The following is a 17,299-nucleotide window of genomic DNA, read 5'->3' as shown; positions in this document are numbered from 1 at the left end:
ATCATCCGGGACGTTCCCGGCCCCCGGCGGGACATTCTTTTGAGCGCCGATCGGCCATGCAGGAACTCCTTCGCACTTATCGCCACGTCCTGGTTCACGCCGGGGTGATGAGCTTTTTTCTCAACCTGCTGCTGCTGGCCCCCACCCTGTACATGCTGCAGGTGTTCGACCGGGTGTTCACCAGCCGCAGCGACGAGACCCTGTTCTGGCTCACCGCCATTACCGTCGGTCTCCTGGCGCTCTACCTCGTCATCGACTGGATGCGGGGCCGCCTGCTGGCCGGGGTCAGCGCCCTGGTGGACCGGCTTCTGGGCGAGACCGTGATGCTGCGGGTGCTGGAAGACGCCGCTTCGCCCACCCCCGGCCGCCTGGCCTTCCTGGCCCGGGATGCGGGCATCCTGCGCAGCTTCTTTGGCGGGCCGGGCATCGTGGCGCTGCTGGAGGCGCCCTGGCTGCCCTTCTTCATTGTCGTCATCTATCTGTTTCATCCCCTCCTCGGCACCCTGGCGGTCCTCTCCGCCCTGGCCCTGGTCGGGCTGGCGGTGCTCAATTTTCGCCTCACCCAGAAACCCCTGGAGTCGATCCAGGACGCCACCCGCAAGGCCGGCCGCTTCATCGACGTCGGCAGCCGCAATGCCGAAGTGGTCAAGGCCCTGGGCATGTACCGCGACGTGGTCGAACGCTGGGGGCGCCACAATCGCGAGGCCCTGCGCCAGCAGAACGACGTGGCCCGCGCCACCTCCTGGCTATCCGGCGGCACCCGCTTTGCGCGGCAACTGATCCAGGTGCTCATGCTGGCCGCAGGGGCCTATCTGGTCATCGACCAGCACGTCACGCCGGGGGTGATGATGGCCACCACCCTCATCCTGGGCCGTGCCCTGGCCCCGGTGGAGCAGCTGATCGCGCAATGGAAGCTCATCGGCGAAGCCCGGGTGGCCTACCGGCGCCTCGACGCAGCCTTTACCAGTCGGGCGGAAAAACCCAAGCCCCTGCAACTGCCGCCCCTCAAGGGCGAGGTGGTCGCGGATCGGGTGTCCTTCGGTATCCGCCCGGGGCAGCCGGCCATCCTCAAGGGGGTCAGTTTCAACCTGGCGGCGGGGGAGTTTCTCGGGGTCATCGGACCCAGCGGCTCAGGCAAATCGACCCTGGTCCGCCTGCTGACCGGCGTGTGGTCCCCCCAGGCCGGGGCGATACGCCTCGACGGCGCCGAGGTCGGGCATTGGGACGCCGAGGCCCTGGGGCGCCAGATCGGCTACCTGCCCCAGGATATCGAGCTGTTTCCCGGCACCGTGGCGGAGAACATCGCCCGCATGGGGCCGGTGGATGACGCCGCGGTGATCGAAGCCGCCCAGGCGGCCGGCGTCCACAGCCTGATCCTCGGGCTGCCCGAAGGCTACGCCACCGAAATCGGCATCAATGGCGAAAACCTTTCCGGCGGCCAGCGGCAGCGGGTGGCCCTGGCCCGCGCCCTCTACGGCCGGCCCCAACTGGTCGTCCTCGACGAGCCCAACGCCAACCTGGACGCCGACGGCGATCAGGCGCTGCTGGCAAGCCTGGACCGCCTCAAGCAGGCCGGCGTCACCGCGGTCATGGTGTGCCACAAGCCCAGCCTGCTGGCCCGGGCCGACCGGCTGCTCATCCTGAAGGAGGGGGCGGTGGCGGCCTTCGGTCCGCGGGAGGAAATCCTGGCCAAGCTGGCCCCGGTGACGTCCATGCCACAGGGGGATAAACGTGGGCGCGCTTAGGTCCTGGCTCGCCGGCCAGGGGCCGGCAGGGGAAGAGCCGGCGGAGGCGCGCGAGGTGCGCAAATGGGGCCGTCGGGGCGCCGCGGCGGCCCTGGGCAGTCTGGTCCTGCTCCTCCTGTGGGGCGTCGCAGCACCTCTGGACAGCGCGGTGATCGGCCACGGCCAGCTCAAGGTCGAGAGTTATCGCCAGGTGGTGCAGCACCAGGAAGGCGGCATCGTCAAAGCCATCCAGGTGAGGAACGGCGACGAAGTGCGCCAGGGCCAGACCCTGATCGTCCTGGAGGACGTGCGGGTGAGCGCTTCCCTCGACCTCCTCGACCAGCAGTATTTTTCCGAGGCAGCCAAGAATGGGCGCCTGCGGGCGGAGCGCGAAATGGCTCCCCGGGTGGTCTGGCCGGCGGATCTGGAAGCTGCCACCAAACGGCCGGAGGTGGCGGAGATCCGCCATAAGGAGGCCGACATCTTCCAGCAGCGTCGGGCCATCCTCAACCAGCAGGTCGACATCCTCGGGCGCCAGGCCCGGGACGCCGCTGACGAGGCGGCCGCCACCGAGCGCCAGGTGCAGGCCGACCACGCCGGAATCCGTACCATGCGCGACGAGGCCCGGGCCAACCGGGCGCTGCTCGACAAGGGCTACATTTCCCCCACCCGCATGCTCGCCTTCGACCGGGCCGAGGCGGATTACGCCTCCCGACTGGCCGAGCACGAGGCCGATCTGGCCCGGGCAAAACAGAAGCAGAGCGACCTGCTCTTCCGCATCGAGGGCCTGCGCAACACCTACCGCGAGACGGCGGCTTCGGAGCTCAAGGAATCCAACGACCGCCTGAACGAATTGCAGCAGCGCGTGAAGCCCGCCCTGGATGCCAGCGAACGCCAGAAGATCACCGCCCCGGCGGACGGTGTGGTGGTCGAACTCAAGGTCCATACCCTGGGGGCCGTGGTCGGCCCGCGGGAAACGCTGATGGAAATCGTGCCGCGGGACCGGGCCCTGGTGGCGGAGCTCAAGCTGCCCACCGAAGCGGTGAGCGATCTGACCCTGGGCATGACCGCCGAAGTGCGCCTGACGGCCTTCGAGCAGCGCACCACGCCCCTGGTGCAGGGCCGCCTGGAATACGTCTCGGCCGACGCCCTCAGCGACCCGGGGGCGCAACAGCCTCCCTACTATCTGGCCCGGGTGGCGCTGGACGAGCAGTCCCTCAAGGATGCCCGCGTCGGCCCCCTGCAGGCGGGCATGCCGGTGGAAGCCTACCTGCGGGTGCGCAGCCGTACGGCCATCGGCTACCTCCTCGACCCGGTGACCCAATCCCTGGGGCGCGCCTTCCGCGAACGCTGATGCCCCGTCCCGGACGGGGCGGAATCAGAGGCTGTGAAGAAATCGTAGCGAACGGCCCGAGTGCGAGGCGGACGGAGCGCAGCGAGGAGACATTGCACGGAGAAAGGCGAGGAGCGTGCGCAGCCCAACGAAGCAATCGGGCCGCGCAGTACCTTCATTCACAGCCGCTCAGGCGACGATGAAGTCGCTGGCGGCGAGGTGTGGCGGCGCGTTGCCGTTGGCCAGATGGAGCACGGCGAAGAGGGTGGCGGCGCTGCCACCGGCGCCGTCGGCGTCGTAATAGAGGGCGCCGCTGCCGGTGTCGTAGAGGAGGTGCTGGCTGGCGGTCGTGGCCGCCGAAAGCCCGGCCCCACTGGCCAGATGGGCCGCCGTGACCCCGCCCGCCAGGGCAGCGAAAATGGCGTCGTCCAGCACCAGGCGATCCCCGGCGGCGAAATCGAGCACCTGGTCCACGTTGCTGACGCCGTTCAAGGCGCTGTCGAAAACGAACTGATCGGCGCCGGCGCCTCCACGCAAGGCGTCGTTGCCCGCGCCGCCCGCCAGCCGGTCGGCACCCCGGCGGCCGTCGAGGACATCGTCCCCCGCCCCGCCCAGCAGGCTGTCGTTGCGGTAGTTGCCGGTCAAGCGGTTGTCGAGGTCGTTGCCCACCAGGGTGAACGCCACCGGGGCGGTGAGGACGGCGTCCTCGACATTGTCGGCCAGGGTGAGACTGCCTCCGCGGGTGCGGATGCCCACCCGCAGCAGGTCGTGGCCGGCGTCGGAGGCCTCGACGACGCTGTCGCCCAGGGCGTCGATGACATAGACGTCGTCCCCCTCGCCTCCCGCCAGGAGATCGGCGCCGCCCTTGCCGTCCAGCACGTCGTCGCCGTCGCCGCCGCTCAGGGTGTTGTCCAGGGTGTTGCCGCGCAGGAGGTTGTCGAGATCATTGCCGCTGAGGGCCCAATCGACGCCGTCCAGAAGGACGCCGTTTTCGACGTTGTCGGCCAGGGTGGTGCTGCCGCTCCCGGCCAGGGCCAGCCGAGCGGTGTCGCTGCCCTGTCCCTCGCTTTCGGCGATCTGGTCGCCGAGGTCGTCGATCACGTAGGTGTCGTCGCCGACCCCGCCAATCAACGTGTCCGCCCCGGCCTTGCCGTCCAGGATGTCGTCGCCGCCGTAACCGTAGAGCGTATCGACGCCGCTGGTGCCCTCGATGAAGTCGCCGCCGGAAAACAGGCGGCCGAGGAAAGTGCTGACGTCATCGGCGTCGTCGAAGGGGCGTTCGACCGGAATGGAGATGCCGGACACGGAAAATACCGTCCCGAAACCGTAGCCCGAACCGAAGCTGTCACGGCTCAAGGTCATGGCGGTCACCGTGCCGGAGATGTCGCCAAAATCGTTATCCGTCAATTGGCCTGTCAGGGTGAGGCGCCACAACTCCGAACCGCTGCCGGGAAGGGTGAGTTCGATGGACGAATACGCGGAGGTTCCCGTGGTGACGGGAACCCGCCCCCGGAACACGACGGAGGTGTACCCGGACTGGATGGAGGCTTCGGCCACGTATCCCCCCAGGCCGTTGAGGGAAACCGAGACGCCGCCGCCCATGTGAATCGCGATGGGGTGCCCGCCATGATGTCCCGACAGGTCGAGGGAAGTGGCCACTGCACGGCCGCCATTGGCGACCGCCGCGAAGCCGCTGCCGAGGATGGTCCCGTAGCCATCATTGAAGCCGTAATTCCAACCCAGGTTGATCTGGGTGTTGTCGGCGTAGCTGATGTAGAACCCCATGGTCAGATCGGTCAGCATCCCGGCCGTCAGGGTCTGCAATTCGAAGACCTGTGCTTCGAAGTCGCCGAGAAGCTCTTCCATGTGTGCCGTCAGGCTGGGAATGCTGTTGGAGCGGGTGACGATGTGGGCCATGGCGGGGGCGTGAAACAGGGGCAGTCTCAGGACCTGCGAATATACCACGATGCTTGGCGCCGCTGGCGGTCATGGGCAAACCTATTGATCTTAATCATGTTTTTGATTACCTTGACTCGGGGTTTCGGCAGGGCGCCGCTCAGGTCGGCGCGGTGACGCGAGGCACGGCTGCGGGCCGACGGGGATGGCAAGTCTTCGAACAAAGGTTGAGGCATGGGCCGCGCAGGCCGCTTGGCCTATACTTCGCCGCAAAACGTCGCAGCCACAATCCGGAGGGGGTCATGAAAAATCCGATTCAACCCACGAATCAGGAGAAGGTCATGCGGGAGAACGATTTCATCGTCTCCAAGACCGACACCAAGGGGCGCATCACTTACGGCAACGAGATTTTCATCGAGTTTTCGGGCTATTCCGAAAAGGAACTGCTCGGCGCCCAGCACAACATCATCCGTCACCCGGACATGCCGCGGGGGGTGTTCAAGTTTCTCTGGGACAACATTGCCGCCGGCAGCGAGGTTTTCGCCTACGTGAAGAACATGGCCAAGGACGGCAGCTTCTACTGGGTTTTCGCCCATGTGACGCCGGATTACGACGGGGCCGGCAACATCAGCGGTTACCTCTCGGTGCGCCGGGCCCCCAAGCGCAGCGCCCTGCCGGTGATCGAGGGCCTTTACCGGGCCATGCTGGAAGCCGAGACCAAGGCGGGGGCGCGGGACGCCTGCGATGCTTCCCTGGCGCTCCTGGTGGGCGTGTTGAAGGATAAAGGCATGAGTTATGAGGAGCTGATCCATGCACTCTAAGGCTCAGGGGTACATCCTGGTTGCGCTGCTGGCCGTGGCGGCGCTGTGGACCTCCTTGCGGCACGGCTTCGACTGGCTGACCGCCGTGCTTTTCCTGGCCGGGCTGGTGCTCCTTTTCTTCCCGCGACGGGACGGACGGGGCTCCGGGGCCACGAACGACGTGCGTCTCGACCACCTGCGCCTTCTGGTCGGCGAGGTGGCGGCAGGCAAGATCACCGGTCGCATGGTCAATATCGGGTCCAAGGACGCCGTGGGCGAACTGTGCTGGGGCATCAACAACATGCTCGATCAGTTGGAGCCCTGTTTCCGCGAGCAGCAGGCCGTGCTGCGCATGGCGGGCGAAGGCAAGTATTTCCGCAAGGCCCAGCCGGTGGGGCTGCACGGTGTCTTCCGCGATGCGCTTCAGGGCAGCAATCAGTCCCTTTCCGTCCTGGAGGGGCAGGCCCGTCAGGAAGCCGCCCAGCGGGAGGAGACCCGTCTGGCCCAGGAGGAGGTCGGCGTGCTGATCGCCGCCGCCGCCCGGGGGGACTTCAGCCAGCGCCTGGCGGAGGCCGGACGCAATGGATTCTTCCTCACCCTGGCGCGGGATTTGAATACGCTTTCCACCACCACCGAGCAGGGTTTGCAGGAAGTGGCCGGGGTGCTGCGCGCCATCGCCGAGGGGGATCTGTCCCGTCGCGTCGAAGCCGACTATCAGGGCATTTTCGGCCAGTTGAAGGACGACGCCAACGCGACGGTGGACCAGTTGCGCGACGTGGTGAGCCGGATCCAGCTGGCGGCCGACACGATCAATACCGCGGCGCGGGAAATCGCCATGGGCAATACGGATCTGTCGGCGCGCACGGAAGAGCAGGCCTCCAGTCTGGAGGAAACCTCGTCGAGCATGGAGCAATTCAACGCCACGGTGCGCCAGAATGCCGAACACGCCCAACAGGCCGCAGCCCTGGCGGCCGAGGCCAACGCTGTCGCCCAGAAGGCGGGGGGGCTGGTGGGGTCGGTGGTGGAGACCATGGCGGAGATCGACGCGAGTTCGCGCAAGATCGCCGACATCATTGGGGTCATCGACTCCATCGCCTTCCAGACCAATATCCTCGCCCTCAATGCGGCGGTCGAGGCCGCCCGGGCGGGCGAGCAGGGACGCGGCTTTGCCGTGGTGGCCAGCGAAGTGCGCAATCTGGCCCAGCGCAGCGCGGGCGCGGCCAAGGAGATCAAGACCCTCATCGGCGGGTCCGTCGATACGGTCAAGAATGGCACCCGCCGGGTCCAGGATGCAGGGGAAACCATGACCGAGGTGGTCGAGAGCTTCCGCAAGGTCGCCGCCTTGATCGGAGAGATCAGCCACGCCAGCCGCGAGCAGAGCGCGGGGATAGAGCAGGTTACCCAGGCGGTGGGCCAGATGGACGACGTGACGCAGCAGAACGCCGCCCTGGTGGAAGAAGCCGCGGCGGCCGCCGAAAGCCTGGAGGAGCAGGCCGGCGCCCTGGTCGAGGCGGTCAGCCTCTTCCGCCTGGAAAGCCGCTCCCGCGCCCGCCTGGGGCGGTCAGCGCGTTAGCAGGCTGGCGCCGAAACTCCGGGCGGACGACCCCGGGTTCGAGGTCGTGGCTTAGGGGGGGCTGCGGCGGCGGGGGTGCCGCGAGCGGGCGGCGGAAAGGCTCTCAGGTGCTCAGGCGCGCAGCCGCAAGGGCATCGCGGCGGGGCGCGGGCGGGGCAGGGCGTGGGCCGCGTTCAAGCGTTCGGCGAAAGGCATGTCGTGTTCGAGAATGTGGCGCTCGAACCAGCACTCCAGATAGCGCAGCAGGCAGAAGACATCCAGCCCCCCCTGGCGCACGCGATGGATGGTGCGGTCCAGGGCGACCAGACTTTCCCGATGCACGCTCTCGTGGGCGCCGAAGTAGATGCCGGCCGCCCGGGCGAGGCGCTCTTCGGTGGCGAAGTGACCACACAGCAAATCCACGAGCAGGGCGAGGGGAGCGGCGGGAACGTCATCCCGGCCCAGGCAGGCCTCCTTGAGCGCTTCGATCTGGGCGAAGATCGCCTCGTGTTGCGCGTCGAGTTCCGGCACGTCGACGATCAGGGCTTCGGGAAGCAGTGTCAGGGAAAGGTCGTCCATGCCGTGTCTCCTTGTGGGTTTCGCGGGGGCGGGCCGGTGGGCGGGGAGTCGTCCCAGGGTGTGGGGCGGGTCCGGGCCGGCTTTCGCAATGTCCTCGGGGGCGGAGCCAGAGACGCTGCGCATCCCTCACTCCGGGGCCTAAGGTTTCACTATAGGCCTGGAGAGCAAATTGTCTACGAAATAATTCATTTTATAAAACAATCGGTTACGCCGCATCTTGCGGGGATCGTCGCTCTGCTGGCGAGTTTCGTCGGCCCTGTTCCCGCTTCCCCCGCAGGGGCTACAATGGCGCCATCGACCCTCTGGCAATCCCGGTTTTTGCGGGGCTCCAAAAAGAGGGCGTAAGGAGACTCCATGGTGGATGCGGCACCCGGCGACGTGTCGGCGGGAGAGGCGACTTTTCCGCGGCTCTTGCTGCGCCACGCCCGCGTGCGGGGGGGGGCGCCGGCCCTGCGCGAAAAGCATCTGGGCATCTGGCAGACCTGGACTTGGGCCGCGGTGGCCGAGCGGGTCCGCGCCTTGGCCGCCGCCCTCGCCGCCCTGGGGTTCCGGCGCGGCGAGTGTCTCGCCATCATCGGCGACAACCGGCCCCACCTGTACATGATGATGACGGCCGCCCAAAGCCTGGGCGGCATTCCGGTGCCCCTCTACCAGGATGCCGTCGCCGATGAGGTGCGTTTCGTCCTGGAAGATGCTGCGATCCGCTTCGTCGCCGCCGAGGACCAGGAGCAGGTGGACAAGTTGCTGGAAGTCCGCACCCACTGGCCGGCGCTGGAATACATCATTTACGACGACCCGCGGGGCCTGCGTCATTACGAGCAGCCGGGCCTGCACGATTTCCACCACCTGCTCGAACTCGGCCGGCAGTACGAGGCGGCCCATGGAGGGTTTTTCGAGCAGGAAGTTGCCGCCGCCGACCCCGGTGACGTGGCGGTCATCCTCTATACCTCGGGGACTACCGGCCGCCCCAAGGGCGTCGCCCAGACCCACGGCGCCCTCATTGCAGCCGCCCGGGGAGGGATCAGTGTCGACGACCTGGGGCCCGACGATGCGCTGCTGTCCTATCTGCCCATGGCCTGGGTCGGCGACCATCTTTTTTCCTACGCCCAGGCCCTGGTGGCCGGGTTTACCGTCAACTGCCCCGAGTCGGCCGAAACGGTGCTCAACGACCTGCGGGAGATCGGGCCCACTTTCTATTTCGCGCCGCCGCGGGTGTTCGAGGGATTGCTCACCCAGGTGAGCATTCGCATGGAGGACGCCGGTGCCCTGAAGCGCTGGATGTACGGGCGTGCCATGGCCCTCGCCCGGGATTGCGGGGCGGACATCCTGGACGGCCGGCCGGTAGGTCTTGCCAAGCGCCTCGCCTACGCGCTGGGGGAATGCGTCATCTACGGGCCCCTCAAGAACGTCCTCGGTTTTTCCCGTCTGCGGGCGGCCTACACGGCGGGGGCCGCCATCGGTCCGGACCTCTTCCGCTTCTATCGCTCCATCGGCGTCAACCTCAAGCAGCTCTACGGCCAGACGGAAACCTGTGCCTACGTCTGCCTGCAACGCAATGGCGCCGTGCGTGACGATACGGTCGGGGCACCGGCGCCGGGGGTGGAACTGCGCATTTCGGCAGGGGGCGAAGTGCTGGTGCGGGGTCCGATGCTGCTGCGGGAATACCACCGGCGACCCGAGGCCACCGCCGAGGCCGTGGACGCCGAGGGCTTCTTCCATACCGGTGATGCCGGATTTCTCGACGACGATGGCCAGCTCAAGATCATCGATCGGGCGCAGGACGTGGGCCGCCTTGCCGGCGGCGCCCTCTTCGCGCCCAATTACATCGAGAACAAGCTCAAGTTCTACCCCTACATCAAGGAGGCCGTGTGCTTCGGCAGCGGCCGCCCCCGGGTCTGTGCCTTCCTCAATATCGACCTGGGCGCCGTGGGCAACTGGGCGGAAAGGCGGGGGCTCTCCTACGCCGGTTATGCCGATCTGGCCGGTCGGGCCGAGGTGCGGGAACTGCTCCGGCAATGCGTCGAGGACGTCAATGCGGGTTTGGCCCGGGATGTCTTCATGGCCGAGGCCCAAATTCAACGCTTCCTGGTCCTGCACAAGGAACTCGACCCCGACGATGACGAACTGACGCGCACCCGCAAGGTCCGGCGGGGTTTCGTCGCCGAGAAATACGCTGTGCTGGTCGAGGCGCTGTACGGGGGTAAGGCCAGCCAGTACGTGGAGACCGAGGTCAAGTTCGAGGACGGGCGGCGCGGCAGGGTGGCCGCCGATGTCGTCCTGGTCGAGGCGCGTGTTTTTCCCACCGTGCGCAAGGTGGCCTGAAATGACTTTGCCCGGACTCAACCCGTTCGCCCCATGACCCAATCTTCCGTCCGTGACCGCCGCATCGGCGAGGTGATCCTCGATTTGCGCCATATTTCCCTCGCTTTTGGGGGGGTGCGGGCCTTGAGCGACATTTCCTTCGACGTGCGGGAGGGCGAGATTCGCGCCATCATCGGCCCCAACGGTGCGGGCAAGAGTTCCATGCTGAACGTGATCAACGGCGTCTATCACCCCCAGGAAGGCAGCATCGTCTTTCGCGGCGAGGAGCGGCGGCGCATCGAGCCCCACGACGCCGCCAGCCACCACATCGCCCGTACCTTCCAGAACATCGCCCTGTTCCGCGGCATGACGGTCCTGGACAACATCATGACCGGCCGCATCACCCGCATGAAGGCCACCTTCCTGGAGCATGCCCTGTGGATCGGCCGGGCGTGGCGGGAAGAAATGGAGCACCGCCGCCGGGTCGAGGAAATCATCGATTTCCTGGAGATCCAGGCCATCCGCAAAACCCCCGTGGGCCGTCTGCCCTACGGCCTGCAAAAGCGGGTCGAGTTGGGGCGCGCCCTCGCGGCGGAACCGGAACTGCTGCTCCTGGACGAACCCATGGCCGGCATGAACGTGGAAGAAAAACAGGACATGTGCCGTTTCATCCTCGACGTGAACGACGAGTTCGGCACCACCATCGTCCTCATCGAGCACGACATGGGCGTGGTGATGGACATCTCAGACCGGGTGGTGGTCCTGGACTACGGCCGCAAGATCGGCGACGGCACGCCCGATGCCGTGCGGGCCGACGAAGAGGTCATTCGCGCCTATCTGGGCGTGCCGCACTGAAGGATTCCCAACCATGCAATTCTTCTTTGAAATCCTCATTGGCGGCCTCCTTTCCGGGGTCATGTACGCCTTGGTCGCCCTGGGCTTCGTGCTTATTTTCAAGGCGTCCGGCGTGTTCAACTTCGCCCAGGGGGCCATGGTCTATCTGGCCGCCCTGACGGTGGTCGGTGGACTGGAGAAAGGCGCTCCGCTGTGGCTCGCCATCATCCTCGCCTTTGTCCTGATGACGGCTTTCGGCATTGCCACCGAGCGCTTCGTGCTGCGGCGTCTGGTCAATCAGCCGCCCATTGCCCTCTTCATGGCCACCATCGGTCTGGCCTTCTTCATCGAGGGCCTCGCCCCACTGCTCTTCGGCAACGCGCCTCGACCCCTAGACCTGGGCATCGTGGACGAACCCATCGAGGCTATCCTGGAGGCGACGGGCATGGTGGTGTCGCGCTTCGACCTGGTGGCGGCGGGGGTTGCGGCGGTGCTGGTGACGGCCCTGGCCCTGCTCTTCCAATACACCCGCATCGGCCGTGCCCTGAGGGCCGTGGCCGACGACCATCAGGCGGCCTTGTCCATTGGCATTCCCCTGCAACACATCTGGGCCATCGTATGGGGCGTTGCCGGCTTCGTCGCCCTGGTGGCGGGCCTGCTCTGGGGGGCGCGCAACGGCGTGCAGTTCGCCCTCACCTTCACCGCCCTCAAGGCCCTGCCGGTGTTGATTCTGGGGGGGTTTACCTCAGTGCCCGGGGCCATCGTCGGCGGCCTCATCATCGGGGCCTCGGAGAAACTGGCGGAAATTTACATCCCACCCCTGTTGCAGGACGTATTTGGCGGCAACTTCGGCGGCATCGAGGGGTGGTTCCCGTACGTTCTGGCCCTGCTCTTTCTGCTGATCAGACCCGAGGGACTGTTCGTGGAAAAGCACATTGACAGGGTCTGAAGAGAGGTGAGGCGCGATGTTCTATCGTGAGACGGGGCAGTTCAAGACCAGTTACGCAGCGGATCAACAACTCTTTCCGCTGCGCCAGGAGCGGGTGGGGATGGGGCTCTTGCTGCTGCTCGCTTTTGTCGGGGTGCCCTGGGTTGCGAGTGAGTACTGGCTTTCGGCCATACTCGTGCCTTTTCTGGTTTTTTCCCTGGCAGCCCTGGGGCTCAATCTGCTTACGGGCTACGCGGGGCAGCTTTCCCTGGGGTCGGCGGCCTTCATGGCCGTGGGGGCCTATGCCGCCTATAACTTCCAATTGCGCGTCGAGGGGATTCCCATCCTGCTCAGCTTTGCCCTTGCCGGACTCACCGCCGCCGGGGTGGGCGTTCTGTTCGGGCTGCCCAGCTTGCGCATCAAGGGCTTCTATCTGGCGGTGGCCACGCTGGCTGCCCAGTTTTTCATCGTCTGGTGCCTGACCAAGTTTCCCTGGCTATCCAATCATTCGTCCTCCGGGGTCATATCCGCCCAGAAGGTGGTCATCCTGGGGCATGCTTTCGAGACGCCGCGGGAGAAGTACCTGCTGGTGCTGAGCATCGTCGTCCTCATGGCCCTGGCGGCAAAAAATCTGGTGCGCTCCGCAACCGGCCGTGCCTGGATGGCGGTGCGCGATATGGACGTGGCAGCCGCCGTCATCGGCATCCGGCTCATGCCTGCCAAGCTGCTGGCCTTCGCCATCAGTTCCTTCTACTGCGGCGTGGCGGGTGCCCTCTACGCCTTCTGCTACCTGGGGTCGGTGGAGCCGGACGGCTTTTCCCTCGACCTGTCCTTCCGCATCCTCTTCATGATCATCATTGGCGGCGTCGGGTCGATTCTGGGCAGTTTCCTGGGGGCAGCGTTCATCCTGCTTCTGCCCATCGCCCTCGATCTCAGCTTGCCGGCGGCTGCGGCCTTTTTGGGGCTGCCCTTTTCCAGTGCCACGGTGTCCCACGTCCAGATCCTTCTCTTCGGGGCGCTCATCATGTTTTTCCTCATCGTCGAACCCCACGGCCTGGCCCGTTTGTGGCAGATTGCCAAGGAAAAGCTGCGTTTGTGGCCCTTCCCCCACTGAAGCGCCAGTTTTCGTCTATAAAGCAAAGGTGTCTTCGTCCGTGACACCCCCTGGAGATGTTCCATGACCCGCTCGACCAAACCTCTTCTCGCCGCCCTTCTCGCCAGTCTTGCCCTTGCCGCCGGAGCCGCCGAGGAGCAGTTCTTTCCCATCACCTCCTATCGGGTCGGACCTTACGGGGCCAACGGCATGGCGCTCTTCGGCGGCTTCATCGACTACCTCAACTACGTCAACCTGAAAGAGGGTGGGGTGAACGGCGTGAAAATGGTGTGGGAGGAGTGCGAAACCGAGTACAACAACGCCAAGGGCGTCGAGTGCTACTAGCGGCTGAAGTCCCGCGCCAAGACTTCCGCAGGGCCGATCCATCCGCTGTCCACCGGGATTTCCTACGCCCTCATTGACAAGACGGCGGCGGACCGCATTCCCCTCGCCATGGTCGGCTCTGGTCGTACCGATGCCACTGACGGATCGGTCTTCCCCTATGCTTTTCCCCTGGTGACCACCTACCAGATGCAGGCTTCGGCCATCGTGAAATTCCTGCGCGACAAGGAGAAGGGCACTCTGGCCGGCAAGAAGATCGTCTATCTCTACCATGACTCGGCCTACGGCAAGGAGGCCATCCTGGCCCTGGAGGCCGAGTCGCGCCTGGGCAAGTTCGATCTGGTGCAGATCCCCGTCGCCCACCCGGGCAACGAGCAGGGGGCACAGTGGCTCAAGATTCGCCAGGAGAAGCCGGATTACGTCATTTTCTGGGGCTGGGGGGTCATGAATCAGACGGCCCTCAAGGCTGCCCAGAAGGTGGGCTTCCCCCGAGACCGCATCATCGGTTCCTGGTGGGCGGGATCGGAGGAGGATACGGTGCCGGCCGGCGACGCCGCCAAGGGCTATCTTTCGGCGACCTTCAACGTGGCAGGCAAGACGGTGCCGCTCATCGCCGACATCGAGAAGACGGTCTACGGCGCCGGCAAGGGCAATCTCTCCGACCCGGGCAAGATTGGAACCATCCTCTACAACCGGGGGGTTTCCAGCGCCATCCTGTCCGTGGAGGCCATCCGCAGGGCCCAGGAAAAGTACGGCAAGGGCAAGGCCATGAGCGGGGAGCAGGTGCGCTGGGGCATGGAAAACCTCAACATCACCGAAGCCCGCCTCAAGACCCTGGGCGCGACGGGGCTGCTGCCGGAAGTCCGCACTTCCTGCGCCAATCACGAAGGTTCCGGCAAGGTGAAAATCCAGCAGTGGGACGGCACGCGCTGGGTCGTGATCTCTGACTGGCTGGAGGGCAACAAGGCCCTCATCCACCCCCTCTTCCAGGCCACTGCGCGCCAGTACGCCAAGGAAAAAGGCATCACGCCCCGGGATTGCGCGAAGGAGAGCTAGGGGTGGCAAGAGGGAAGGGAGAAGGGGGACGGAGGGGAACGCATTCCCCGGGGGAGAGGGCATGACGCCGAATGGCGAGGCCTACCTTGCGATCAACAACATCGAGGTCATCTACGACCATGTGATCCTGGTGTTGAAGGGCGTTTCCCTCCGCGTGCCGCGGGGAGGCATCGTTGCGCTCCTGGGGGCCAACGGCGCCGGCAAGACGACGACCCTGAAGGCGGTGAGCAATCTTCTGCGGGCGGAACGTGGCGATGTCACCAAAGGCAGCATCGAATTCAAGGGGGCGCGCATCGACCGCCTCAGCCCGAGCGAACTGGTGCAGCAGGGGGTCATCCAGGTCATGGAGGGCAGGCACTGCTTCGCCCATCTGAGCATCGAGGAAAATCTCCTCACCGGGGCTTACAGCCGCAAGGTTTCCCGGGCGGAATTACGCCAGGGCCTGGAGCGGGTCTACCACTACTTCCCGCGCCTGAAGGAGCGCCGCGGTTCCCAGGCAGGCTATACCTCGGGTGGCGAGCAGCAGATGTGCGCCATCGGCCGCGCCCTCATGGCTCAGCCGGAAATGATCCTCCTCGACGAACCTTCCATGGGGCTGGCGCCCCAGATCGTCGCGGAGATTTTTTCCATCGTGAAGGATCTCAACACGCGGGAAAAAGTGAGTTTCCTGCTGGCCGAGCAGAACACACTCGTCGCCCTGGCCCACGCGGATTTTGGCTACATCCTGGAGAGCGGTCGGGTGGTCATGGAGGGGGCTGCCGCGGAGTTGCGCGATAACGAGGACGTGAAGGAGTTCTACCTCGGGCTTTCAGCGGAGGGGAGAACTTCGTTTCGCAACGCGAAGCACTACCGCCGCCGCAAACGTTGGCTCTAGCGGGTCGCAGGGCGCCCCCGCCAGCGTCGTTGTCGCGGGGCTTGTGGGCAGGGAGCCCACGGCGCCCCGCTCCGCCTAGCTGGCGGGGGCTACTTTGCGACCCGCGGTGGGGGGTGGGGGGCGGGCGGTTTAGAATGGGGGGCCGCTTGCTTCGCTGCTGGGGGGGCGACGGCAGCAAGCGACGGAGTGACGATCTGCCGCTTCGCTTGGGGGGCGGTGTTGTTCTGTGGGATGTTCCGATTCTTGAGGGGGGATCGCATGCGGTTCGGGGGTCTTGTTCTGGCGCTCTTGTCGGGCGTGTTGTTTGCCGACGAGCCGGCCTTGCGGGCTTCGGCGCGTATGGTGTTTGCGCAGCCGGAATTGCAGCGGCCGGGGGCTTGCGTGGCTTATCGCGAGGGCGGGGCGGGTTGGATCGTCACCGATCCGGTCTTTTGGCTCAAGGGGACGGTACTGGCGGCGGAGATTCGGCCGCGGCGGCTCGAGGTCTGTCCCGATGCGGGCAAATCCGTGGAGCGACTCAGCCGGGAGGAATTCATCCGCCTGGCTCGGGCGCGACCCTGCGTCAGTCGGCCGGAAGCCGCACGCGAAGAGCAGGTCGGTCTGGTACGCCTGCGGGTTCAGTCCTGGGAGACGCCTTGGGCGCGCCGGGCGGCCAATGCCTACCGCCTTTACCAGGGCCATTTTCTCGATCAGGCCCTGCGCGAGGGGATCGAACTGGAGATCGAGGCCGACCTGCTGGCCGCCTGCGAAACCGCGGGTTGATCCTAGTAGTCAGTCACATAGGTTCAGCTATGTTCGGCACGCCCCGCATCCCCGCTCGCTTTGTCGCTCATCCTCGCCATAGCTTCGGCTATGGCTGCGGTTCGCTTCGCGCGATCGGGGCGCGGATGCGCGCCTCGGCATCGACGCAAACCTATCTGACTGACCACTAGGTTGAATGCTGACCTGACACTCCGGTTACCGGCCTGGCCTGCGGATGTCCACAATGGTGAGTACCTCCGGGCTGGCTAAAATCCGGGCATGAATACCGCGCTCCTGCTCGCCCCCGATTTTGCCCTCATCCTTCTGGGGACGCTGTTGCGGCGCTTCATGCATCTGGGCGACGTCTTCTGGGGCGGGGTCGAGAAGCTGGTCTATTTCGTCCTTTTTCCGGCCCTGCTCATCCATGCCATCGTCCGCACCCGCCTCGACCTCGCGGCGGCGGCGCCCCTGCTGGCCACCGCCTTTGCCACCATGGGGGTGGGCATGGTGCTGGGCTGGCTGCCGCGGCTCGTCTCTTCGCCGCCGGCCCTGGGCTTTGCGTCCATCTATCAGTGCGCCTATCGCTTCAATTCCTACATTGCGCTGGCCGTGGCTGGCATGCTCTACGGGGCTCCGGGAATCGCCACCATGGGGCTGGTGGTGGGGGCGGCCGTCCCGTTGGCCAACCTGGTTTCGGTCTGGGTTCTGGCCCGCCACGGCGACTCGGGTCTTGTGCGGGAAATCATCCGCAATCCGTTGATCTGGGGCACCGCCACCGGCTTTCTGCTCAACCTGGCCGGCTGGACGCCTCCGCTGCCGGTGGCGTCCTTTCTTGGGCGTCTGGCCGATGCGGCGGTGGCTCTGGGGCTGATCGCGGTCGGGGCGGCGTTGCGCCTCGAGGGGGGTGGCGCCCTGCGTGGAGCGGCGCTGTGGATCGGCCTGGTGAAACTGGTTGCCCTGCCGGCGTGTGCCTGGGTCATCGGTCGCGCCCTGGGGCTTGAAGGGCTTGGTTTTCAGGTGGCGGTCCTGTTTGCCGCGCTGCCGACGGCGTCGTCGGCCTATATCCTCGCTACCCGCATGGGCGGGGACGGCAGGAGTGTCGCCTGGCTCATTTCCGTGACCACCCTGGGTTCCATGCTGACCCTGCCATTCTGGGCAGCCTGGGTTTCCTGAGAGCCGGTGAAAATTTCACTCACCCCCGCTCGTCATGCCCAGCCGCGCCCGAAAATTTCACAGGCGCTGAGCC

General features: G+C 66.0%; 13 protein-coding genes and 1 pseudogene. 12 read left to right on the top strand and 2 right to left on the bottom strand.

The window, feature by feature from the left end:
• Positions 1-56 precede the first annotated feature (56 nt).
• Together IPM73_15550 and IPM73_15545 are read left to right on the top strand one after the other, a co-directional pair.
• Positions 57-1,745: a type I secretion system permease/ATPase gene (locus IPM73_15550; protein ID MBK8919416.1), complete on the top strand. Its 1,689-nt coding sequence runs from the start codon at positions 57-59 to the stop codon at positions 1,743-1,745.
• The gene (locus tag IPM73_15545) at positions 1,732-3,078 is read left to right on the top strand and encodes an HlyD family type I secretion periplasmic adaptor subunit (protein ID MBK8919415.1); all 1,347 of its coding nucleotides are present in this window, start codon (positions 1,732-1,734) and stop codon (positions 3,076-3,078) included. Before IPM73_15550 ends, IPM73_15545 begins: the two co-directional genes overlap by 14 nt.
• Positions 3,079-3,246: 168 nt before the next feature.
• On the opposite strand, the gene IPM73_15540 is transcribed toward IPM73_15545, so the two are convergent.
• Complete coding sequence (locus IPM73_15540) at positions 3,247-5,022, bottom strand: calcium-binding protein (GenBank protein MBK8919414.1); 1,776 nt, start codon at positions 5,020-5,022, stop codon at positions 3,247-3,249.
• A 233-nt stretch (positions 5,023-5,255) separates the two neighbouring features.
• On the opposite strand from IPM73_15540, the gene IPM73_15535 reads away from it, so the two are divergent.
• Both IPM73_15535 and IPM73_15530 read left to right on the top strand, forming a co-directional pair.
• A complete protein-coding gene (locus IPM73_15535) occupies positions 5,256-5,774 on the top strand; it encodes a PAS domain-containing protein (protein ID MBK8919413.1) in 519 nt (172 codons plus the stop codon).
• A complete protein-coding gene (locus IPM73_15530; GenBank protein ID MBK8919412.1) occupies positions 5,764-7,326 on the top strand; it encodes a hypothetical protein in 1,563 nt (520 codons plus the stop codon). The genes IPM73_15535 and IPM73_15530 overlap by 11 nt, the downstream gene beginning before the upstream one ends.
• 111 nt (positions 7,327-7,437) lie before the next feature.
• On the opposite strand, the gene IPM73_15525 is transcribed toward IPM73_15530, so the two are convergent.
• Positions 7,438-7,884, bottom strand: a complete 447-nt coding sequence (locus tag IPM73_15525; GenBank protein MBK8919411.1) for a hemerythrin — start codon at positions 7,882-7,884, stop codon at positions 7,438-7,440.
• 354 nt (positions 7,885-8,238) lie between these two features.
• Between IPM73_15525 and IPM73_15520 the strand changes: the two genes are divergently transcribed.
• The 8 genes and pseudogenes from IPM73_15520 to IPM73_15485 all read left to right on the top strand — a co-directional run bounded on the left by IPM73_15520 (position 8,239) and on the right by IPM73_15485 (position 17,226).
• Positions 8,239-10,206, top strand: coding sequence for an AMP-binding protein (locus IPM73_15520; protein ID MBK8919410.1), 1,968 nt, complete (start codon positions 8,239-8,241; stop codon positions 10,204-10,206).
• 33 nt (positions 10,207-10,239) lie between these two features.
• Positions 10,240-11,040, top strand: a complete 801-nt coding sequence (locus IPM73_15515) for an ABC transporter ATP-binding protein (GenBank protein MBK8919409.1) — start codon at positions 10,240-10,242, stop codon at positions 11,038-11,040.
• Positions 11,041-11,053: 13 nt separating this feature from the next.
• Positions 11,054-11,968, top strand: coding sequence for a branched-chain amino acid ABC transporter permease (locus tag IPM73_15510; GenBank protein ID MBK8919408.1), 915 nt, complete (start codon positions 11,054-11,056; stop codon positions 11,966-11,968).
• A gap of 16 nt (positions 11,969-11,984) precedes the next feature.
• Positions 11,985-13,061 carry a branched-chain amino acid ABC transporter permease gene (locus IPM73_15505; GenBank protein ID MBK8919407.1) on the top strand — a complete coding sequence of 359 codons (1,077 nt, stop codon included), beginning with the start codon at positions 11,985-11,987 and terminating at the stop codon, positions 13,059-13,061.
• Positions 13,062-13,124: 63 nt separating this feature from the next.
• Positions 13,125-14,438: pseudogene (locus IPM73_15500) on the top strand (ABC transporter substrate-binding protein).
• Between the two features lie 61 nt (positions 14,439-14,499).
• On the top strand, positions 14,500-15,312 hold the full coding sequence (locus IPM73_15495; GenBank protein ID MBK8919406.1) for an ABC transporter ATP-binding protein: 813 nt from the start codon (positions 14,500-14,502) through the stop codon (positions 15,310-15,312).
• A gap of 258 nt (positions 15,313-15,570) precedes the next feature.
• Complete coding sequence (locus IPM73_15490) at positions 15,571-16,074, top strand: hypothetical protein (protein MBK8919405.1); 504 nt, start codon at positions 15,571-15,573, stop codon at positions 16,072-16,074.
• Positions 16,075-16,332: 258 nt separating this feature from the next.
• Entirely contained in the window at positions 16,333-17,226 is an 894-nt protein-coding gene (locus IPM73_15485; GenBank protein ID MBK8919404.1) for an AEC family transporter, read from the top strand.
• Positions 17,227-17,299 lie beyond the last annotated feature (73 nt).

Source organism: Betaproteobacteria bacterium (assembly GCA_016720065.1).
Lineage (GTDB): Bacteria > Pseudomonadota > Gammaproteobacteria > Burkholderiales > Rhodocyclaceae > SSSZ01.
This window is presented reverse-complemented; position numbering and strand designations above follow the sequence as displayed.